Origin of the sequence: Proteus sp. G2675 (genome assembly GCF_963886535.1) — a bacterium.
Lineage (GTDB): Bacteria > Pseudomonadota > Gammaproteobacteria > Enterobacterales > Enterobacteriaceae > Proteus > Proteus mirabilis.
Window position 1 is genome coordinate 406,484 of record NZ_CAWPCB010000035.1, and the last position, 20,314, is coordinate 426,797.

Here is a 20,314-nt window from a genome sequence, read left to right on the forward strand (position 1 = left end):
TTTTTCTGAGATACGAAAATGGTTATTGAAATTGCATCTAAACCACGGCCTAAACTGCCTTATGAGCACCCTGATGTAAAAATTTATCAACGCTTATTTAAAGAAAACATAATCCGGCGATTAGTCAGAAAATCGGCTTATCACCGTCATGATAATGCTATTGCTGATTTTTTTAAGGATGAGACACACTCTCTTTTTTCGCTCTGTGAAAGACTTACTCAGTATATTACAGAAGCTTTTCATCACTATCAGGTTTGGGGTTATTCCCATGCCTATTACCCCGGTAGTCCTGGTCAACAAACCGTCAGAACCGATGCGCTAGAAGGGGTCAGTCGAGTACTTCCTTTACTTGCCGCATGGACAGTAAATAGCAAAAAAAGCACATTACTAGGTTTAAACCAGCAAATTTACCATTTACCTTCAATGATAAAACAAAGCTTTATTCATGGAACAGATCCTCTTCATAAAGGCTATTGGGGAAAACTTGAAAATTACGATCAACGAATTTGTGAGGCATCTGATCTCGCTCTTACTCTTTGGATCAGCCGTGAATGGGTTTGGGATACGTTATCTTCGGAGATCAAACAGCAAATAATTAACTGGTTTGAACAAGTTAATCACTGCGAAATTGTTGATAATAACTGGCATTTTTTTCCACTAACCGTCCAATTTGTTATTAAAGCACTGACAGGTAAAGATACCATTGCCCATTGGCGTTATGAAAGATTAAAAGAATTTTATGTCGGTGATGGATGGTTTCGTGATGGGGCAAAAGGTAATTATGATTACTACAATGCGTGGGGGTTTTATTATTCTCTTTATTGGCTAGCGCAAATTGATCCACAATTTGATCATGATTTTATTACTCAATCCCTGAATAATTTTAATCAACACTACCTTTATTTTATCACCCCAAAAGGTATTCCTTTTTTTGGTCGTAGTGCTTGTTATCGTCTTGCTGTTTCTGCGCCATTACTCGCAGGCGTTGATTTACAATGCCCTTTTGTCAAAGTTGGAGAGGCTAAACGGGCTTTTGAAAGTAGCTTACGTTATTTTATTTCTCAAGGTGCACTCAAAAATGGCGCTCCCACTCAAGGGCTATTTAATCATGATGCTCGTTTAGTTGATAATTACAGTGGTCCAGCAAGCTCTTTTTGGTCATTACGGGCTGTCATTATCGCTCTTTATTGTGCTGATCGTATTAATTTATGGCAAGCACCATCACTTCCTTTACCTATCGAAAAAAATGACTTTCGTTTCGAAATACCCGCTATCCAAGCATCAATTATCGGGGTGAAAGCAACACAAGAAGTCAGTGTTATTTTTCGAGAGGATTATACACAACAACAATCACCTTTAACTCGCCGTTTAGAAAAACAAACGCGAGTACAAAAAATCACAGAAACTGTAATTGGACAATCAAGACGCCCTAAAAACAACCTATTACGCAAAGGAGTCACCAGTTACAGTTCTAAAATGACACATTTCTTCTGACTTACTTTCATTTGCTTTCGGTGCGAAGGGAATAAAAATGTGATTTAGATCTTTTACCTTTCTATTTCTTTCGTTTATTATTAATCGTAATTAAACGAAAGATGAGAGGCAAACATGTATCTGGTTTCTACTCGTAATATGCTCAATAAAGCACAGCATGAAAACTATGCTGTGCCCGCTTTTAACATTCATAACTTGGAAACTATCCAAGTGGTAATGGAAACTGCGGCTGAAATGGCATCACCTGTGATCTTAGCAGGCACACCTAGCACGTTTGCTTATGCTGGTAGTGATTATTTAATTTCGATTTGCCAGCAAGCGGCTGAACAATATCGCATCCCAGTAGCACTACATTTAGATCATCATGAAAATATTCCTGATATTTGCAATAAGGTGATTTCGGGGGTGCGATCAGCCATGATCGATGCTTCTCATTTTCCTTTTGAAGAAAACATTCGCCTGGTTAAAGAGGTCGTCAATTTCTGTCATTATTGGGATTGCACCGTAGAAGCTGAATTAGGTCGTCTTGGTGGGCAAGAAGATGATTTAATCGTTGATGCGAAAGATGCGCTATTTACCGATCCTGATTCAGCAGTACAATTTATCAAAGCCACGGGAATTGACTCATTAGCAGTGGCGATTGGTACAGCACATGGTATGTATAAACATGAACCACATCTTGATTTTGATCGTCTACATGCCATCCGCCAAAAAACAGAGATCCCTTTAGTACTACATGGCGCGTCAGGTATTCCTGATACTGATGTACGTCATTGTATCGACTTAGGTATTTGCAAAGTTAACGTAGCAACCGAACTTAAAATTGCTTTCTCTAACGCAATTAAGCAGTACTTTTTAGATAATCCTGATGCCAGTGATCCTCGCCATTACCTAGTGCCAGGTAAAGCGGCGATGAAAGCGGTGGTTGCAGATAAAATTCGCGTCTGTAAAAGTGATGGGAAACTGTGAAAATAAATAGAACTGTCGCCATTATTGGCGAATGTATGATAGAGCTAAGTGGCCAACCTTTTTTGCCACAACAACAGCGTTTTGGGGGCGATACATTAAATACAGCACTGTATTTAGCGCGCCTCATTCCTACATTACATCCGCAATATATAACAGGTTTAGGCACTGATAATTACAGTGCCTTAATGCAAAAAGCATGGGAAAAAGAGGGGATCAACTGCCAGTCAGTGATCACCATTCCCGAAAAACTTCCCGGTTTATATGCCATTGAAATTGATACTTGTGGTGAGCGTAGCTTCCATTATTGGCGTAGTGATGCCGCTGCACGTTATATTGCAACGGACAACCGTTTTGCAACACATCTAGATACCTTGCCCGACGATAGTGTTATCTATCTTAGTGGTATTTCACTGGCCATTTTAACGCCGAAAGGAAAAGAAGCGTTAATCACGCAATTAATCCGCCTTAAACAGCGAGGGCTCACCTTAATTGTCGATTCAAACTTTCGGCCTCGTTTATGGGATCTAATACCTCATGCGCAAGAGTGGTTCGAAAAACTATATCGACTCAGTGATATCGCTTTAGTCACCGGAGATGATGAACAAGCTCTCTGGCAACAACCCAGCCTTACTGAGCAAAAAATTGTCGAACGCCTTCATCAATGGGGCAATAAAAACGTCATTGTTAAACTAGGAGCAAAAGGGGCTTTCTGGTCTGATGGTGAAAATACCGGTTATATCTGCCCCAAACCGATACAGCATGTCATAGACACTACAGCAGCCGGGGATTCTTTTAATGCTGGTTTTATTGCTGCATGGCTACAAAACTACCCTTTGCCTACATGTTGTTTATGGGGAAATACATTAGCAGGATTAGTTATCCAACATCATGGCGCCATTATTCCCCATAACATCACTGATTCATTCTATTCACTCATCAAGGATAACCATGAGACAGTCAATTGTTGATACACTTTCAGTACTGAAAGTGATCCCCGTGATCCAAATTAATCGCGCCGAAGATGCAATTTGGCTGGGTGAAATACTAACCCAAAATCAATTACCTATTGCTGAAATTACCTTTCGTACTCCAGCAGCCGCCAAAGCAATAAAGCTGATGAGAGAACACTTTCCTGAGCTTATTCTTTGTGCGGGTACCGTATTAACAGCGCAACAAGCTGATATAGCAAAAGAAGCGGGTGCAAGCTTTGTTATTTCTCCCGGTTATAATCCAAAAACCGTCGATTATTGCCTTCATAATGGCATTGATATTGTGCCTGGAATAAATAACCCAAGCCAAATTGAAGTTGCTCTTGAGCGGGGTTTAACCTTGCTAAAATTTTTCCCAGCAGAAGCTTCTGGTGGAGTAAAAATGCTAAAAGCAATGGCGGCACCTTACTCTCAAGTTCAATTTATGCCTACTGGAGGAATTAGTCTAAACAATGTTAGTGATTACCTCGCTATCGGGCAAGTTATCGCATGTGGTGGCAGTTGGATTGCTACTACTGAGGCAATTGATAATCAAGACAAACAGACTATTGCTCGCAATATTCAAAATATCCATTCATTACTTAAGAATAAAGGATAAACAAAATGAAACAGGTTGCCGTTTTATTGGCTGATGGTTTTGAAGAAGGTGAAGCGGTTGTTTTTATTGATATCATGCGTCGCCTTGATATTCATGTAGATGTACTTTCTTGCATGGATACACTGGTATTAAACACCTATTTTAACACTAAGATCAGTGCTGATTACCTATTAACCGAAAAATTCACACACAGTTATGACGCAGTAATGATGCCGGGTGGCCCTAAAGGTACAGATCGTCTATGTGCAAATTCACTCGTGATTGATTTTATTAAACGCCATATTGCACAAGACAAATACATTTGTGCTCTATGCTCTTCCGGTGCAAAAGTATTAGCAGCACATCATCTTCTTGAAGGTCGTTATTACAGCACTGGTGATAAACTTGCTGATAAATATGATGATGGTCATTATCTTGACCAAGATGTTGTTGTTGATGGGAAATTTATCAGTGCCAAAGGATTAGGTGTTAGCTTTGAATTTGCTTTTACGGTAGCTAAATATTTGCTCAGTGACAATGTAGAAAAAGTAGATTGGCAAGCTAATCACATTTACTTTAAACATTGGCCGTTGTCTTACCTTGACTAAATATTAAATAACTAAGCCCTCTTTTTAAACCGCCGTTAATAACAGAGCGGTTTATTAGAGGGCTTTCATTTCTTATCAAAAAAAAGAGTTAGAAACGATACAGACTAAATGGTTTGGCATCTAATACAGGTTTTTTGCCTAATAATAAATCTGCTGTAATTTCTGCTGATACAGGGCTTTCTGTCATTCCCCAACCTGTTGCAGTATTAATAACTAGACCTGGATACTCTTTAACATCAGAGATAATTGGGTTTTCATCTGGTGCAATCGCCATCGCACCACTCCACTGATCAATTAACGTTGATTCTTTAAATGCTGGGAACTCTTTTTTCAGTTTTTCCAGTGAGGCATTTAATTCTGGCAGATCAGGCAGAGCGGTCATATCACGATATTTTTCAAATGGCGACTCTTCATTAAGATCCCAATGTGTTGATTGCATAAAGGAATTAATCAACTGCTCATTTAACGAAATATGTACTGGGAAATCAGGTAAAGCCAGCAGAGGTAAATATTTATAGCCGTAAGTAAATGATTCTTTTACTACCGGAGCAACAATGACACGAGGAGAAGTTGCATACGTTCCATCCGCTTGCTCACGGAAGAAAATTCCGCCGGGTAAAGCAACGTTTCCACCTGGCGCATTTGGTGCTGCGCTAATTAATTGCTGTGATTGATAAGCAGGTAATGTTGGTACATCAACATTTAGGTTCTGCATAAATAAACGTGACCAAACACCACCGGCGACAACAACACGAGAGGTTTTAATTGGTCCTTTTTCTGTTACAACATCAGAAATAACACCAGCTTGCGTTTCTAAACCACGGGCTGCACAGTTTGTGAAAATTTTGATACCCATTTTTTTGGCATATTCTGCCATCACAAAAGTCGCAACTTCAGGATCGAAGCTTCCTGAGTCTTCTTCGAAACCAGCAATTTTCCAATCAGTGGTAGCGCCACGTAAACGCTGTTTTAACTCAGCGCCTTCAATCATTTTTGTTCTAAATGGAATGTCTGAGCCAACATCTTTGCTTTTAGCATCAATCCATTTTCTTACGTTTTCTAAATCTTCTTCATCTAAAGGAACTTCTACACGACCTTGTGTACGATAAGTGGTATCAATACCAACTTTAGCGTTCATTTCACGCCAGCGGTGCTTCCCGAGGTGATGTAATAAGAAGGTTTCATCTGGCATTTTATAGCTAATAGCTTGACCATAGAATCGCGATGATTGTTCGCCGGCAATATTTCCTTTTTCAACGATTGTGACAGATAAGCCACGCTCAGCAAGGTTAATCGCGGTCATGATACCTAAAATACCCGCACCAATTACAACAACATCATCTTGTTTCGGTAATGGACCGCCAGTTCCCTCAACAAAACCATGTCTCGGCGTACCAGGAACAAAACGCCCTTCTCGCGTTAACATAGGTGTTAAAATCCCAGCGCCTGCAGCAACAGCAACCACTGTGCCACCAAGAATAAATTTTCTTCTACTTATTGCCATTTCGAAACAATTCCTTTCATGCAGTGAATAATTATCATTATATAATCACGGCATTTTATTCTATTTGTAACGTAATAGTAAACCAGTTGTGATTATTTTTTTGGTGAATAGTATATGGATGAGCTAATATATTCAAAATGTAAGCAATTGATTCAAGATGTTAATATTTAAGGCATTATTGGATTAAAATAATTTTTTTAATAAAAATTTTAATATTTTCATTAGGTTTATATAAATCAAGTTCATAATAACTGATAGAAAAATAACCATTGATACAAAATTTTTCACTAAAAAAGCTATTATCATGGCGTTTTTTATCATAGCGGTGTTAATATAATTTCATCTATTAACGCACTTTTTGATCAAAGAACATTCAGGCAGATAAATAACGTTGGAATAATGTTAATCTTTTCCTCTATTTTAGAGATGCGTATTGATGCTTATTTCAATAGTGTGTTGTTCTTTCAGACTAGATATTTATATAATTCAAATTGCTTAAAAAATAACGCCCTACCCATCATCAAAATTAATTATCTATTAAGTACTGCTATCCCATTATTTAACAACTATAAATCAATCGGTTAGCCTCAAACACGGTGAGTAAATGCAAAATCAAGTCGCACAATCAATGAAAAACAGTATCAAGGTATACTTGGTAAACTCATTTACTCGTGATCATTGCGGTGGCAACCCTGCCGGAGTCGTTCTCAATCCTCCCAAGCTAACGACAGAACAAAAAATCGCCATTGCTCAACAAGTTGGATTTTCTGAAACGGCATTTGTCTATTCGGGTGATGACACTGATTTTAAAGTAGATTTTTTTACTGCTGAAGGAGAAGTTGATTTTTGTGGGCATGCAACATTAGCGGTTTTTTTCACTCTGTCATCGCTTAAGTTACTCAAACCTGGCGATTATAGCCAAAAAACCAAGGCAGGAATTTTAACCGTTACCATTAATCACGATAATATTGTGATGGAACAAACGCTTCCTATTACCCGTAAGGGGCCTTGTGTTAACGATGTCGCAAAGGCGCTGGGCATTCTACCTGAAGTGATAGAAAAGACAGATTTACCAATAGAGATTGTCTCAACAGGATTAAACGATATTTTTGTTCCCGTACAATTTGGCTATTTAGATGCCTTACAGCCTGACTATCAAGCTATCGCTGCTTTAAGCCATAAATTTGATACTATCGGCTTTCATGTCTTTGAACTTAGTCATGATCAAAATATTACTGCCCACTGCCGAAACTTTGCACCACGCTATGGCATTAACGAAGAATCAGCCACAGGTAGCTCGAGCGGTGCTTTAGGGTGTTATCTTGTTCATCACCTTTTGCCAAACAAAAGGCAATTTTTGTTCGAACAAGGTAGAGCAATGCAATGCTCTTCTTTAATTGACGTATTTATTGATTCGACAGCAAAAAACGTCACTCGCGTTCAAGTTGGTGGAAAAGCGACATTGATTGGTACAAAAATAATTGAGATCTAAAAATACTATATTTAATAAGTGGCGTTGAACCGATGATTATTTATCATTTGGCAACGCCACAATTACGAATCAAAACAAGTTGATAGAGCAAAACGTCACAATTTAACAGGTGATAGTCACTGTGTTGCTCTTAATTAAACAGTGAAAGCCGAAGCACTAAAGCAACGAGTGTAACAATGAGCACAGGGATAGTCATGATGATCCCTGTTTTGAAATAATATCCCCATGTGATCGTCATATTTTTTTGTGATAAAACATGTAGCCACAATAATGTTGCCAAGCTACCTATTGGTGTAATTTTTGGCCCCAAATCAGCACCAATCACATTGGCATAAATCATCGCTTGTTGAATTACCCCTGTCGCGTCACTTCCTTCAATGGATAGAGCACCAATTAATACCGTTGGCATATTATTCATTATTGATGATAAAAAGGCGGTAATAAATCCCGTACCAATTGTTGCTATCCATAACCCTTTATCAGCAAGGTAATTAAGTATTTCAGAAAGATAATTAGTTAATCCTGCATTTCTTAAACCATAAACAACCAAGTACATACCTAAAGAGAAAATGACGATTTGCCACGGTGCGCCACGCAACACTTTTTTAGTATTAATCGTACGGCCTTTGGCTGCAATTACCCAAAGAATTAAAGCACCAATTGCCGCTATTGCACTAACAGGAATGCCTAATGGCTCTAAAATAAAAAAACCAATGAGCAATAACAACAATACAAGCCAACCTGCTTTAAACGTAGTCATATCCTTAATAGCTAAAGCTGGCTCACTCAGCTTTTTAACATCATATTGGTTAGGAATATCTTTACGGAAAAACCAATGTAGCATCACAAGCGTTGCAACAATTCCCGCAATATCGACTGGCACCATAATTGATGCATATTCAGTAAATCCAATATTAAAGAAGTCCGCAGAAACGATATTCACGAGGTTCGAAACAATCAGCGGCAAGCTCGCTGTGTCTGCGATAAACCCGGCAGCCATAACAAAGGCTAATGTCGTACCTTTGTTGAAACCAAGTGCAAGTAACATCGCAATCACAATAGGCGTTAGTATCAATGCTGCACCATCATTAGCAAATAAAGCAGCAACCATTGCACCAAGTAGCACGATATAACTGAATAGTAATCTTCCTTTCCCACCACCCCACTTGGCAACATGTAATGCCGCCCATTCAAAAAAGCCACTTTCATCTAAAAGTAGGCTAATAATAATTACTGCAACAAATGTCGCTGTGGCATTCCACACAATGTTCCAAACAGTCGGAATATCTTGAAAACTGATCACACCAAAAAGGAGTGCCAATATAGCGCCGGCCGTTGCACTGCAACCAATACCCAACCCTTTCGGCTGCCAGATAACCAAGGTGATCGTTAAAACAAAAATTAATGCAGCAACAAACATAACAACCTCGTTTAAAAGGTGCATTCACACACACCTAATCATATATGTTTTTTCGAATATATTTAGTTAAATTTTTTACACAGAACAACGATGACCAGACTCTTTTTTCTCTAGGATCTTGAGTAAATCTGCAACTCTATTTTTCTCTGTGGTGTAAGTTATATCAATAATATTTTTCACCCACGGTAGTAATACAGGAGATAATCGATAATGAACCCATTTGCCTTGCTTCGAATCGAGCAAAAGACCCGACTCTCTCAGCATAGCTAAGTGTCGAGATGTCTTGGGTTGCGATAAATTTAAGGCAGTATAGATATCACAAACACATAGCTCACCAGATGCTTTTAAAAGCAATACGATGTCTAGTCTGGTTTGATCACCTAAAATTTTAAACAGTTGTAATGGTTTCATGTATCCCCCTTTACGATCTTTAGCTTAAAAATACCCCCATCAAACACATACGTCAAATCATATATGAGTTATACATTATTGTGGCATAATGTCGCTATCTATTATGCCTATAATAAATACTTATTATCGAGTTCTATTTAAATGAATTATTAATTTAATTAAATATTGATAGGAAGATCATAGAGTTCAAATAAGAAAATCAAAATAAGATACGTTATTTATCATAATTTCACTGCCACATCCAACCTATTAAAAATAAAAAGTTCAACTTGAATTATTTAAATGAAACCTACTATTAAAATAACATCAAATTAAGAAAGTCTTAATTAGAGAAATTAGAAATATATACTTACTCATTATTAATTAAATAAATAAAAGGTGTATCATATGTATATTAGTTTGTTGTCTACTTTATAAAAAGGAATAATTATATGAAAAAAACATTACTCAGTCTTGTTATGCTGACTGTAATATCAACGCCAGTATTGGCTAAAACGCCTATCGCTAATTTGAAAATCAATGGTGATATCAAACCACCAACTTGTACTATTAATGGCGCAACACAAAGTGATGTTATTTTTGATTTAGGTAAAATTAGTCCATCGTTGATCCCTAAATCATCAAATTATATATATCCTCATAATACAACCTCGACTAACGTCACTATTGAATGCGATGCAAACACTTATCTTACATTTAAAGCCACTGATACTTATGTAAACAGTCAGCTTGATCTTGATCAAACCAGTAAAACTAAAGCTAGTGGGATATTTCACCTGGTTAATAAAGACCAGGTAGACACTTCCGTGGGGGGAATACTATTCGTTTGGTACAATGTGACTGTAGACGGAAAACCCGCATTTATTAGCCGGGCAAATGATGCAACGGTAGGTTTTTCAGATAATAAAACTGTTATAGTTAAAGAAGTCACTAATGGTTGGACGACAAAACAACAAGAAAATGTAGATAAAAATAGTTTAGATTTAATGCCAGGTCAGATTTTTTCTACCAGCATTTCAGCAGGGAAAGCATCTTCTGCATTTATTTTATCTAAAGATTCATTAAATAAAAAAGGCATAGATATTTCTAACGGATTAGATTTTATCGGCGAGGCTGTTCTCACTTTTAACTTTGGTGTCTAAACCTAAAAAATAATTGATAATCACAATATAATGAAATTAATTTTTGTATTGTGATTATCTTTTTATGTCAATATTAATAAACTATCGATTTACAGCTCTTAGGTAAAAGTGATAATAGTAACATCATTACCTAACATGTTAATTTTGATATTTTATGGGATTAGATATTGTCATGTTTAAAGATCAATTTACACCACAACAAAAAATGGATATTTGCACTTTTGAAGAAGGTGATCCGACGGAAAACCCTTGGGTTAAAGGGAAACCGGTCCAAATACACATTGAAATTGTCCCCCATAATCCTAATTGGCTTATACAATTTAATGAACAAAAATCGTTAATTCAGAATGCATTGTCAGATATAGCATTATCAATTGAGCACATAGGATCTACTGCGGTTGCAGGATTGGCTGCTAAGCCAATAATCGATATCGATTTAATTATAGAAAATCCTAAAGATGAATCGTCCTATATTCCCCAATTAGAGGCATTGGGCTATGAACTCATTATTCGTGAACCTTCATGGTATCAGCACCGTATGCTTAAACTGAGTAATCCGATGGTTAACTTACATGTATTTGGAAAAAATTGTCCCGAACATTGGCGCCACCTATTATTCAAGCAATGGTTAACAACACATCCTGATGATTTAGCCAATTATGCGACGATTAAACAGTTTGCTAAGCATAATGTAAAGACGACTCAAGATTATAACCTGAAAAAACAGAGCCTTGTACGTACAATTTATCAGAAGATTTTTACCTCATTGATTGGCGACTAATAACCCGTTATCAGTGCACAGTGCGTTATTGATGTTCTGTATATCAATTTTTTAGACCGTCTTTATGGGTTTTCTAAGGTGTCCAAAAACTATTTTAATTCCAATGCCAACTTGTCAATGACTAACTATTTACTCATCATAATTAAGCCCCAACTCACCGTTAAAGGGCTTTAATATGATGATATATCTGTTACTTATATAGTGTGAAATATTCAGGAGTTACTAAGAATGGAACCATACCGTATTGCATTAATTGGTTTACTGACACATCTGATAATTTAAAAGTCAGTGGTTTATTGCCAAATTTAATTCTGCTTATTAATACTGGATCATTTTTAGATGTATCTCCTGTAAATGTCACGCCTAACGCAACTACCTTATCCATTTTCACGTTACCGGGTATAAGAATAATGCTGATACTAAAATCCATCTTTTGATGTGAATTTTTTTCTGCTTGCTTGATCCTTTTAATTACCCCTTCTGAAGCATAAACCCCCGCCAATATCTCTTTGTAAGAGAAGACCATTAGATCCGTATCAACAGTGTTTTGGCCGTCTTCAACCTTGCCAACACCAACAGGTATTGAGAAATGGGCGAATGAATTAAGTTTTTGCTTATAACATTCAACATATTCCGCATCTCTGAAAATCTCAGGAACTTTATTTTTTAATTCTATCAATGATTTAGACTCTTTCCTTGAGTCTTCAAAATCATTACATGAAGAGACTTCGAAATTAATATCTCCTTTAACAATATTTTGCTCACTAGACAATAAGTTATCTGTATTTATTTTCGTTTCTAAATCAACCTTACAGCCAACTAATAAGGAAGATATAACGGCAACCATAAATATTTTTTTCATCAAAAAGCCCTTATGATAATTAAACAAAAATTTACAATTCTATTTAACCATCACAAGGGCTTATAGCAAGCAAAAAATAAAGAAGAGGATTTTATTAAAGATAAGTGTTCTAAATTTTGTTAATTTAATTATATTTATATGGCAATATAAAACCATCAAAATAAGAGTATCTAATTACACGTCTTATTTAATCAATATAAAACCCACACTTACCACATCTAAGTTAATATTCTATTTTTAATTCTTTCTTTTAAAGAATATCGGATAGTAAAATAAATTCACTTTAAGAAAGTCTTAATTAGACATATTAAAAATACATATTCTTTTAACATTAAATAAATAAACAGAAGGTGTATTATATAATATTGCTTTGTTATTTATCCTCTAAAAAGGAATAATTTTATGAAAAAAGTATTACTTAGCCTCACTATGTTGGCTATAATGTCAACGCCAGTATTGGCTAAATCCCCTGTAGCTAACTTAAAAATCAACGGTGATATTAAGCTGCCAACTTGTACTATTAATGGGGCGACACAAAGTGATGTCCTTTTTGATTATGGAAGAATAAGCCCATCACTTATCCCTCAATCGAAAATTTACTCTTACTCAGGCATTGTAGCTCATAATGTCGTTACGGTTGAATGCGATGCAAAAACATATTTAACATTTGTTGCGTCTGATACTTATGGTGACACGGAATTAAGTGTTAATAATACGTCAGAATGGTTTCATTTAGTTGATAAAGCAAATCCTGAAAATACAGTTGGAGCGGCTGATTTCATATGGAGTGATGCTACGGTCGATGGTAAACCAGCATTTATTTCACGGGCAAACGATGTTGCAATTACAGGAAAAAGCTACAACAACGTCCTATACAAAGGGCCAACTAATGGTTGGACATCAGAACAACAATCAGGTGTTGATAAAAATGCCCTGGCTCTAATTCCAGGTGAAGTTTTCCAATCAAATTTCAGGCATGGTAATTCAAATGGTACCTTTATTTTATCTAAAGATGAATTAAGTAAAAAAGGAATAGATTTATCTAATGGTTTAGATTTTATCGGGGAGGCTGTTCTCACTTTTAACTTTGGTGTCTAATTTTTAGAATAATTGATAATCACAATATAAAGATTTATTATATTGTGATTATCTTTTTATATTAATATGAATGAATGTTATTTATGCTATCCTAGCTTTCTTCCTCTTCTTTCTGTCTGCATTTTTTCCGCTTTCTGTGCTTCTTCTATCTCACGTATTCTCACGAGAATAGAACCGTCCTCTATAACTGCAGAGTCGTTCCAAATAAGTGACTGTTTATTAACGTCGAGTGGCGTTTCAATACTGTTATCAACACAGCCCAATTTAGTTGACAGAGAAAAGTAAAACTACGTCATGGAGAATGTATGCAAAGAGAAAGGAGTTTCCAAAACCACAAAAAACGAAAGCCGGCACATTTTTAGATTAGCCAGAGCATGTCTATGAAGAGTGGGTTAGAAGTGAAAAATGGTAATGCTAACCAATTAAATAAATTTTGTAAGAAAAATGAATTTGAGAAATTTATACCTAGGGATGTGAGATGAACATTTAACACATTGGCTGGAGAAATGGGGATTAGTTCCGAGTTAAAGGATATGGTACAACATCACAAAAGACCAAGCGTTTCTCAAAAGCATTATGACGGATATGATTATTTAAGAGAAAAACGTGAAACACTTGATATATAGTGTGAGAAGCTATCATCGTTAAAAAAAGAGTAATGTTTATATATAGCTAGCATAACCAAAACTATAAGCTATATTATATATAGCTTCTTTAATCTAAGGATTTATGTATATGAAAAGGATTCTGTTTGTATTGGGCTTATTGATTGGTGGATTTGGGGTTCTTCTATATCAATGGGTTAAGCCAATAGATAACGATCCCTATTTTTTCTTGTCACCTAAAATAGCCGAAGGACACCCGATTAATATACCTATAAAACTGTATAAAAAAGGGGACTCTATTAACTTTGTTTTTTGGAAAACTCCAATTCTTTCACCTAAATTATTATATTTATTCCCTGTATCACCTCCATCATCCCATATTATATTAAATGTTGTTCAAGATAAAAATACAAAGTTAAATTTCTACCCAACAGAAATATTCACTCATAATGGCCCAATAAAGAATATTGATAATTTTGAAATATTCAGAGTAAAATTATATAAAGTAAATAGTGATATGTCTGAATACTTGATTTCGGACTTTATACATAGAAACAATATTGTTCGTAGTAGTGATGCATTTACTATTACTCCAGTTCCATCTGAATATGGTCAATATAGATTAGAAGTCACTGTTCTGGGCGAATGGCCTGAATTAGAAATAAATGGGTTAAGTTATTTTATTACTATAAAAACCTATGTTAATAACTAACTTTTTTACTAGGATACATAATTTAGAGAATAAGGAAAAATTCTATGTCTAAATTAAGACCGAATATTTTTGGTAAGGCTATGGCCATAAATGGTGATAAAACAACAGCAGGTGCTACTTGTATTGCTACCATTCAAAATGTAAGTTATCATCAAAAAATGGCGCTTAGAGTAGGAGATCCTACCACTATTTGTCCTAAATGTGGGCAAGCTGGAAAAATTGTTACAGGCGAAAACAGAATCAATAATCATGGGAAAGTCCAGACTTTCATACAACATGCATATTTTTCGGCATCAGATTAAAAAATTTACATTTGTAAACGTTTGACTATTCATAACCCACTAAACACCGAGACTTGATGGCCGAATTTCATCCCAACAGGCAATTGGGTTAAGGGGATCACCTTTCATTTCAAAATTTTCTACCAGTTTCGCCACTAACGACGGAGCTTGCCCGACCCACATCCGTCGAGAACAATGTTCTCCTCTAACTAAAGAGAACTGTGTTTCTAATCCCAACTCGTTTTTTTCTACGTTATTACTTACTGCGTAATTAAATTTTTGATCTACATCTTTGCATTGCGCAACATATAGAGCGGGAAGCAGCTCGCTGACATATGAAAAATCGCTATTGCCTTTTAATATTAAAACGATAGATTCAGTTCGATTTTTAAAGTCAAAATCATCATAGTTTTCATAATCTTCCCACAGAATAACCCAAGCTTTTTTCATATAATGTATCTCGTTTCTCTAAGTTGTCTTGAACTTTATCCTAACATGTATAACAGCGTTATACGCTGATATAATAAGCGCTCACTGAGTTAATAACGGACTATTATCATGAGTAAATCTAATCTTATTGCCTTTCGTCTCCCTGCTGAACTACAAACCCTGTTTAATGATGCTGTATCGAACTCTGGTAGCGATAAAACAGCGTGGATAGTCTCCACTATCAAAGAGAAGTTAAACCGTCCAGACAGTAATCCTGACGCTCGCATACTGTCGCTGGTGGAACGCCTAGAATCGTCTGTCGCATCTTTAATTGCTGGTAAGGCAGATATCCCACCGTATACCTATAATGAGTCTGCTGTTGTTTCTGTGGTTAACTCTGTGCTGTCTGAGAGTGTAACCAATGGGCGCATTATTGCTGAACGAATTAATGAGGCTGGTTATCAGACAAAAGCGGGTAAAGCGTGGGATAAAGATATTTATTCAGCGTGGAAGCGCTACAAAAATATTGCAGGAAAACTAAGATAAGCAGAATAATATTATGTAACCTTAATTCTGCTTAAACTCAATAAGTAGGGATTAGCGTTAATTGCCTTTCTTGCTCTCAATTATTTTAGGGTAACTAAGATCAAACCAAGGTTCGAACTTATAGCAATAATTTTCATTTTTTCTTAAATACGAAACATTAGGTTGAATTTTTCCACAATCAGACACCGCGTAAGAGTCCATTCTTAAACTCACCATTAATATTTTGTTTTCTTCTCCTGTTATTCCAATTAGTAATGGTAAAATGCCAAAAAAAGTACAAGATAGAGTCAAGGCGATACTTTTTATACTTTTCTTTTTTACCACCTTATCCCACTTAAATGTCATTTCCTTCTTGCCCATAAATAAGGATAAACACAAAGCGATAATCACGAGGATTTCCAGTAATACAAATGCAAATAAGATACTAAAAAGAATCGACGCTATCCATGGTGAAGTATTTAAATAATCAGGTTCTATTTGAAAACGAAAGTTTAGATATTTTCCTGCGAAAAAGTAACTAGCAGAAAAAATAACACCCCAAGACCAAATAATAAGTTTAGTTTTTATAAAATAAACCAGTACTTGTCTTTCTGAGAATATTCGAGCCCAACAACCTAAGACAAAAAACGTTATAGCAACCATATCTGAGGAATAGAAAAACAAGGCTATACCTGCACAGAAAAACATAACCCACATGGAAATATTTAATAACTTATCCATTATACCTTCTTTTTTCATTTAAATTTCTCTGTTAAATTCACGCTTAACTATTGAACGGAAATCATTCATAAACAAATATTGTTTCAGAATCTAGCTATCTTAATATTTGTCGTTAGTTTATCGACAAGTGGTATAAACGCCTGCCTGTAATAATCCTCTAATCTTGCCTGTTCCGCTACTTTCTCCCTGAATTTCTCCCATCTCATGCCTTTGGGTTTACCGAAAGAATATACATGCTTGGTTAGGTTACTAACATCAGGGCTATAACCCCACGACCTACTCGCACCTTGCGCCTTAATCGGTCAATGCTGCTTTCACTCTGGCTGGCATAATGAAGCTTCCAACATTCTCTGCAAGCTAAGTCCTCATTTCCAAGGTAAAGCTCAGCCCTTCTCTTAGAACAATGAGGGCATAAATACCAATACCGAATCCCATAACCAGCCTGAGTACTATCGAGTGATAAGAAGAGCTTTTTACTACCAATAATTACAATATACCTATCGCTGCCTTTGCCGATGACTAACTTCCCTACACTAGTCTCCCATTTCAGACCGTGACCATTGATATTTAGCCTCCTAATTGCCGCAATAGTTTTATGCCCAATAACAGGCATAGAATTTGTCTAGTGTCTTGATTGTAATCTTATGGTATCTCGTAATTTTGAATCTGAAATAATATGACTATTTTATCAACAGAAAGCTATCACGATAGTGATATTAGTTTAATAGTGCAGATAAGTAAGAGGCTGAACTCATAAAATAATAAAATTCAGCCAATGATGAAATGATGAGGTATTGCTATTGCTCTACTCCACATTTTAAGTCGGCTGTTTTGAATTTAAACTGCTGTGTTCCCTTACCTTCAATGGGGAGTTCAACAAAAACAAGCTTAGAATTTTTAATTTTATTAACAATAATTTTTATCATTATCAATGAGCGCTAATTCGCTATATTTTTTAGAATATATTATTAACTCTTGTAATTCATTATTATCAAACTTAACCAGCCCTTTGCAGGGTTTTAAGTGTTTACAGTCAAAATTATTGCCATTTATAACAAGAGATGCATTATCATCAGTGTAGCTTTAAATGACACTGCTTGTCAGGTTCTTAAGGAGCAAATAGGAAACCATCACAAATGGGTATTTGTTCATACTGAATCAAAGAAGAGACCAGACGGAACATTAACGCCAAGCGTTAGAAAAATGCGAGTTGATTCTAACACAGCATGGAGAGCAGCGTTAAAAAGAGCAGGAATAGAAAACTTCCGCTTTCATGATCTGCGCCACACATGGGCGAGCTGGTTAATTCAGTCTGGAGTTCCGCTTTCAGTATTACAAGAAATGGGCGGATGGGAATCAGTTGATATGGTTAGAAGGTATGCTCACCTAGCGCCTAATCATTTAACTGAACATGCAAAGCAAATAGACAGTATTTTTGGCACTTGTGTCCCAAATACGTCCCACTTAAGAAAAGTAGAGAATTTAAAATGAGTGTAAGTGTTTGATTTTAAATGGTACGCCCTACAGGATTCGAACCTGTGACCTACGGCTTAGAAGGGCGTTACATACTGATTTCATTGAGTTTTATATAATTTCATGAGATTTCATCCTTCTGATTTATAAGGATTTATATACCTTGCATGATTTCAGCTAGTTTCATATCATTTCTTCGTTACTTGACCCGTTACTTGACCCGCAAAAAACTCGTAAATGGAAATTAGTTATGGCTAGCGTATTACTAACTGATAGTAAAATACGAGGACTGAAACCAAAGAAATCTGCGTATTATACTTGGCAAGCATCAGCGACTAGAGGCACTGGACGCCTTGGTGTAAAAACATATCCATCTGGAAGAAAAGTTTTCGTCTATCGCTATTTCAAAGATGGAAAAGAGAAATTTATATCGCTTGGTGATTACCCTAATTTATCACTAGCAGATGCCGCAGTAAAATCAGTAACAGCAGCGTCAGAATCATCATCCCCTGAGAAAATTAAATATGAACACGCCACAGTAAAACAGCTCTTTGATGACTATATTGAAGAGCAGAAGAGGCAAGGCAAGCGTTCATATGATAAAACTCAAAACAGATTAAATCAGGTTTTAGATAGTAAGCATATTGATGCCTCTATGCCTGCAAAAGATGTTACACCAGATCATATAAAAAGAATACTTTCTGAGTTTATCTCCCGAGGTGCTTTGGCTGGCTCAAACAAGGTAAGAGCAAACCTACATGCGGTATTCAACTTCGGTTTATTTGCCGATAATGATCCAGCAAAAATAAACGAGCGAGTTATTTATGGATTGGAACGAAATCCTGTCACTGTGGTTCCTAGACAAAAAGGTGTAGATAAAGCGTTAGATAGATTTTTATCATGGGATGAGCTGAAGTTATTATTAGAACTATTCAATAAGCCCTCCATCGAATGCCCTATCAATTCAGATTATGCACGTCTCTTCCTATTTTGTGTCTATTCCGGAGGACAAAGACCATGGGAAATTCTTGCTAATACTCGCGACAATTGGGATAAAAAGAACAACACATTAACGGTTCCACCTCACATCTCAAAAACAGGCGATTATCATGTGATCCCCTTGGTTCAGCCCGCTATTGACATCCTGAATGTCCAAGAACTGTTATACCCGACATCTCATTATCTTTTCCCCGCTGAAACTAAAGAGGGGCATCTATTAACATCTGAATATGCAAAACAATTAAATAAGTTTTGTAAGAAAAATGAGTTTGAGAAATTTACGCCTAGAGATGTGAGAAGAACATTCAAAACATTAGCTGGAGAGATGGGGGTTAGTTCTGAGTTAAGAGATATGGTGCAAAACCATAAAAGGCCTGGCGTTTCTCAAAAGCATTATGATAGATATGATTATTTGAGAGAAAAACGAGAAACGCTTGATACATGGTGTGAAAAACTCTCATTACTTAAAAAATTATAATTATTTTTATCCATATAAACCTAGACTATGATTTTTTAAAAAGCCTCAGCTAAGAGGCTTTTGATAAATAAAACTAACTAAATAGCTATACATCACTCTAATATTAATTCTGTTTTTCTGCTGCTAATACACCTACCCATGATTCCGCTTTTGTAGTTCCTAAAATATATTTGTGATCATCTATATTTTCTGCAGAATTAACAAATTGAATATCCATTGCTGCTCTATCATTAGGAATAATACCATTTGATACATGCTGAGTAGGTGTTATTACTAAACTTTTAGTATCACCATCTATTTTAAATAATTCATTATTACCTATACGTGGGTTATTTTCAGTAATAACACCTTTAACTATACCATTAGTATAATTCATTGTAATGTCTGCTGTTCTAACTACTGCGTTTATTTGATCAGATCTATGATCTAAGGGACCATACACAAAACCATCTTTTTTACTATACACAGCATTTAAATCATTAGGTACATTTTCAGCAATAAGGTCTTTTTCAATAGAATAAATATAAGAAGCATAACTTGCTGTTCTCTCAGCATCTAATTCTATTCGATACCCATAATATCCAACATCACCCAATAAACTAAATTGATGAGAATCGCCTTTATCTGTTACGAAAGTAATTATTTTTTCCTCACTAGATAAATAATTCTCATATGGATCTTTTGAACCTTCAATATTATAAACAGGAATATTTTCTTTCCCATA

The 20,314-nt window shown here is 35.9% G+C and carries 22 protein-coding genes; 14 read left to right on the forward strand and 8 right to left on the reverse strand.

From position 1 onward, the window contains the following. Nucleotides 1-18: 18 nt before the first annotated feature. From AACQ49_RS10950 to AACQ49_RS10970, 5 genes are all read left to right on the forward strand, one after another. Nucleotides 19-1,494, forward strand: coding sequence for a DUF2264 domain-containing protein (locus AACQ49_RS10950; protein ID WP_004244217.1), 1,476 nt, complete (start codon nucleotides 19-21; stop codon nucleotides 1,492-1,494). A 114-nt stretch (nucleotides 1,495-1,608) separates the two neighbouring features. After that, on the forward strand, nucleotides 1,609-2,463 hold the full coding sequence (locus tag AACQ49_RS10955; RefSeq protein ID WP_004248618.1) for a tagatose bisphosphate family class II aldolase: 855 nt from the start codon (nucleotides 1,609-1,611) through the stop codon (nucleotides 2,461-2,463). Next, the gene (locus AACQ49_RS10960; protein ID WP_004248619.1) at nucleotides 2,460-3,431 is read left to right on the forward strand and encodes a sugar kinase; all 972 of its coding nucleotides are present in this window, start codon (nucleotides 2,460-2,462) and stop codon (nucleotides 3,429-3,431) included. Before AACQ49_RS10955 ends, AACQ49_RS10960 begins: the two co-directional genes overlap by 4 nt. Next, nucleotides 3,412-4,050: a bifunctional 4-hydroxy-2-oxoglutarate aldolase/2-dehydro-3-deoxy-phosphogluconate aldolase gene (locus AACQ49_RS10965; RefSeq protein WP_004244222.1), complete on the forward strand. Its 639-nt coding sequence runs from the start codon at nucleotides 3,412-3,414 to the stop codon at nucleotides 4,048-4,050. Before AACQ49_RS10960 ends, AACQ49_RS10965 begins: the two co-directional genes overlap by 20 nt. A gap of 5 nt (nucleotides 4,051-4,055) precedes the next feature. Then, nucleotides 4,056-4,637, forward strand: coding sequence for a DJ-1/PfpI family protein (locus tag AACQ49_RS10970; protein ID WP_004244223.1), 582 nt, complete (start codon nucleotides 4,056-4,058; stop codon nucleotides 4,635-4,637). An 88-nt stretch (nucleotides 4,638-4,725) separates the two neighbouring features. On the opposite strand, the gene AACQ49_RS10975 is transcribed toward AACQ49_RS10970, so the two are convergent. Further along, on the reverse strand, nucleotides 4,726-6,141 hold the full coding sequence (locus tag AACQ49_RS10975) for an NAD(P)/FAD-dependent oxidoreductase (protein ID WP_004248621.1): 1,416 nt from the start codon (nucleotides 6,139-6,141) through the stop codon (nucleotides 4,726-4,728). 604 nt (nucleotides 6,142-6,745) lie between these two features. Between AACQ49_RS10975 and AACQ49_RS10980 the strand changes: the two genes are divergently transcribed. Then, nucleotides 6,746-7,633: a PhzF family phenazine biosynthesis protein gene (locus AACQ49_RS10980; protein ID WP_004248622.1), complete on the forward strand. Its 888-nt coding sequence runs from the start codon at nucleotides 6,746-6,748 to the stop codon at nucleotides 7,631-7,633. A 130-nt stretch (nucleotides 7,634-7,763) separates the two neighbouring features. On the opposite strand, the gene AACQ49_RS10985 is transcribed toward AACQ49_RS10980, so the two are convergent. Further along, on the reverse strand, nucleotides 7,764-9,053 hold the full coding sequence (locus AACQ49_RS10985; RefSeq protein WP_004248624.1) for an arsenic transporter: 1,290 nt from the start codon (nucleotides 9,051-9,053) through the stop codon (nucleotides 7,764-7,766). 75 nt (nucleotides 9,054-9,128) lie between these two features. Next, on the reverse strand, nucleotides 9,129-9,464 hold the full coding sequence (locus tag AACQ49_RS10990) for a metalloregulator ArsR/SmtB family transcription factor (RefSeq protein WP_004248625.1): 336 nt from the start codon (nucleotides 9,462-9,464) through the stop codon (nucleotides 9,129-9,131). Nucleotides 9,465-9,895: 431 nt separating this feature from the next. Between AACQ49_RS10990 and AACQ49_RS10995 the strand changes: the two genes are divergently transcribed. Continuing rightward, a complete protein-coding gene (locus AACQ49_RS10995) occupies nucleotides 9,896-10,606 on the forward strand; it encodes a fimbrial protein (protein ID WP_004244233.1) in 711 nt (236 codons plus the stop codon). 154 nt (nucleotides 10,607-10,760) lie between these two features. Beyond that, on the forward strand, nucleotides 10,761-11,387 hold the full coding sequence (locus AACQ49_RS11000; RefSeq protein ID WP_004248626.1) for a GrpB family protein: 627 nt from the start codon (nucleotides 10,761-10,763) through the stop codon (nucleotides 11,385-11,387). A gap of 190 nt (nucleotides 11,388-11,577) precedes the next feature. Here AACQ49_RS11000 and AACQ49_RS11005 read toward each other — a convergent pair whose 3' ends face one another. After that, nucleotides 11,578-12,249 carry a DUF7424 family protein gene (locus tag AACQ49_RS11005; RefSeq protein WP_004248627.1) on the reverse strand — a complete coding sequence of 224 codons (672 nt, stop codon included), beginning with the start codon at nucleotides 12,247-12,249 and terminating at the stop codon, nucleotides 11,578-11,580. A gap of 402 nt (nucleotides 12,250-12,651) precedes the next feature. Here AACQ49_RS11005 and AACQ49_RS11010 point away from each other — a divergent pair, with 402 nt between their 5' ends. Continuing rightward, nucleotides 12,652-13,347 carry a type 1 fimbrial protein gene (locus AACQ49_RS11010; RefSeq protein WP_129623555.1) on the forward strand — a complete coding sequence of 232 codons (696 nt, stop codon included), beginning with the start codon at nucleotides 12,652-12,654 and terminating at the stop codon, nucleotides 13,345-13,347. Nucleotides 13,348-13,433: 86 nt separating this feature from the next. Here the strand turns inward: AACQ49_RS11010 and AACQ49_RS18465 are convergent, their stop codons facing one another. Beyond that, nucleotides 13,434-13,610: a phage tail fiber protein gene (locus AACQ49_RS18465; RefSeq protein ID WP_442958921.1), complete on the reverse strand. Its 177-nt coding sequence runs from the start codon at nucleotides 13,608-13,610 to the stop codon at nucleotides 13,434-13,436. A gap of 472 nt (nucleotides 13,611-14,082) precedes the next feature. On the opposite strand from AACQ49_RS18465, the gene AACQ49_RS11015 reads away from it, so the two are divergent. Both AACQ49_RS11015 and AACQ49_RS11020 read left to right on the forward strand, forming a co-directional pair. Next, the gene (locus AACQ49_RS11015) at nucleotides 14,083-14,664 is read left to right on the forward strand and encodes a hypothetical protein (RefSeq protein WP_004248629.1); all 582 of its coding nucleotides are present in this window, start codon (nucleotides 14,083-14,085) and stop codon (nucleotides 14,662-14,664) included. Between the two features lie 44 nt (nucleotides 14,665-14,708). Next, a complete protein-coding gene (locus AACQ49_RS11020) occupies nucleotides 14,709-14,966 on the forward strand; it encodes a PAAR domain-containing protein (RefSeq protein WP_004248631.1) in 258 nt (85 codons plus the stop codon). Nucleotides 14,967-15,005: 39 nt separating this feature from the next. Here the strand turns inward: AACQ49_RS11020 and AACQ49_RS11025 are convergent, their stop codons facing one another. Further along, nucleotides 15,006-15,395, reverse strand: coding sequence for a hypothetical protein (locus AACQ49_RS11025; RefSeq protein WP_004248632.1), 390 nt, complete (start codon nucleotides 15,393-15,395; stop codon nucleotides 15,006-15,008). Between the two features lie 108 nt (nucleotides 15,396-15,503). Here AACQ49_RS11025 and AACQ49_RS11030 point away from each other — a divergent pair, with 108 nt between their 5' ends. After that, entirely contained in the window at nucleotides 15,504-15,920 is a 417-nt protein-coding gene (locus AACQ49_RS11030) for a hypothetical protein (protein ID WP_004248633.1), read from the forward strand. A 57-nt stretch (nucleotides 15,921-15,977) separates the two neighbouring features. On the opposite strand, the gene AACQ49_RS11035 is transcribed toward AACQ49_RS11030, so the two are convergent. Beyond that, nucleotides 15,978-16,658, reverse strand: coding sequence for a hypothetical protein (locus AACQ49_RS11035; RefSeq protein ID WP_004248634.1), 681 nt, complete (start codon nucleotides 16,656-16,658; stop codon nucleotides 15,978-15,980). Nucleotides 16,659-17,663: 1,005 nt separating this feature from the next. Here AACQ49_RS11035 and AACQ49_RS11040 point away from each other — a divergent pair. Together AACQ49_RS11040 and AACQ49_RS11045 are read left to right on the forward strand one after the other, a co-directional pair. Then, nucleotides 17,664-18,131, forward strand: coding sequence for a site-specific integrase (locus tag AACQ49_RS11040; RefSeq protein ID WP_004248635.1), 468 nt, complete (start codon nucleotides 17,664-17,666; stop codon nucleotides 18,129-18,131). A 232-nt stretch (nucleotides 18,132-18,363) separates the two neighbouring features. Continuing rightward, a complete protein-coding gene (locus AACQ49_RS11045) occupies nucleotides 18,364-19,590 on the forward strand; it encodes a tyrosine-type recombinase/integrase (protein WP_161706449.1) in 1,227 nt (408 codons plus the stop codon). Nucleotides 19,591-19,693: 103 nt separating this feature from the next. On the opposite strand, the gene AACQ49_RS11050 is transcribed toward AACQ49_RS11045, so the two are convergent. Then, on the reverse strand, nucleotides 19,694-20,314 hold a 621-nt coding region (locus AACQ49_RS11050; RefSeq protein ID WP_161778949.1), incomplete at its 5' end, for a hypothetical protein.

Excerpts from the sequence above, each read along its gene's own strand:
- AACQ49_RS10950 (WP_004244217.1), top strand. The coding sequence starts at position 19 with ATGGTTATTGAAATTGCATCTAAACCACGGCCTAAACTGCCTTATGAG.
- AACQ49_RS10955 (WP_004248618.1), top strand. The coding sequence starts at position 1,609 with ATGTATCTGGTTTCTACTCGTAATATGCTCAATAAAGCACAGCATGAA.
- AACQ49_RS10965 (WP_004244222.1), top strand. The coding sequence starts at position 3,412 with ATGAGACAGTCAATTGTTGATACACTTTCAGTACTGAAAGTGATCCCC.
- AACQ49_RS10970 (WP_004244223.1), top strand. The coding sequence starts at position 4,056 with ATGAAACAGGTTGCCGTTTTATTGGCTGATGGTTTTGAAGAAGGTGAA.
- AACQ49_RS10975 (WP_004248621.1), bottom strand. The coding sequence starts at position 6,141 with ATGGCAATAAGTAGAAGAAAATTTATTCTTGGTGGCACAGTGGTTGCT.
- AACQ49_RS10980 (WP_004248622.1), top strand. The coding sequence starts at position 6,746 with ATGCAAAATCAAGTCGCACAATCAATGAAAAACAGTATCAAGGTATAC.
- AACQ49_RS10985 (WP_004248624.1), bottom strand. The coding sequence starts at position 9,053 with ATGTTTGTTGCTGCATTAATTTTTGTTTTAACGATCACCTTGGTTATC.
- AACQ49_RS10990 (WP_004248625.1), bottom strand. The coding sequence starts at position 9,464 with ATGAAACCATTACAACTGTTTAAAATTTTAGGTGATCAAACCAGACTA.
- AACQ49_RS10995 (WP_004244233.1), top strand. The coding sequence starts at position 9,896 with ATGAAAAAAACATTACTCAGTCTTGTTATGCTGACTGTAATATCAACG.
- AACQ49_RS11000 (WP_004248626.1), top strand. The coding sequence starts at position 10,761 with ATGGGATTAGATATTGTCATGTTTAAAGATCAATTTACACCACAACAA.
- AACQ49_RS11005 (WP_004248627.1), bottom strand. The coding sequence starts at position 12,249 with ATGAAAAAAATATTTATGGTTGCCGTTATATCTTCCTTATTAGTTGGC.
- AACQ49_RS11010 (WP_129623555.1), top strand. The coding sequence starts at position 12,652 with ATGAAAAAAGTATTACTTAGCCTCACTATGTTGGCTATAATGTCAACG.
- AACQ49_RS11015 (WP_004248629.1), top strand. The coding sequence starts at position 14,083 with ATGAAAAGGATTCTGTTTGTATTGGGCTTATTGATTGGTGGATTTGGG.
- AACQ49_RS11020 (WP_004248631.1), top strand. The coding sequence starts at position 14,709 with ATGTCTAAATTAAGACCGAATATTTTTGGTAAGGCTATGGCCATAAAT.
- AACQ49_RS11025 (WP_004248632.1), bottom strand. The coding sequence starts at position 15,395 with ATGAAAAAAGCTTGGGTTATTCTGTGGGAAGATTATGAAAACTATGAT.
- AACQ49_RS11030 (WP_004248633.1), top strand. The coding sequence starts at position 15,504 with ATGAGTAAATCTAATCTTATTGCCTTTCGTCTCCCTGCTGAACTACAA.
- AACQ49_RS11035 (WP_004248634.1), bottom strand. The coding sequence starts at position 16,658 with ATGAAAAAAGAAGGTATAATGGATAAGTTATTAAATATTTCCATGTGG.
- AACQ49_RS11045 (WP_161706449.1), top strand. The coding sequence starts at position 18,364 with ATGGCTAGCGTATTACTAACTGATAGTAAAATACGAGGACTGAAACCA.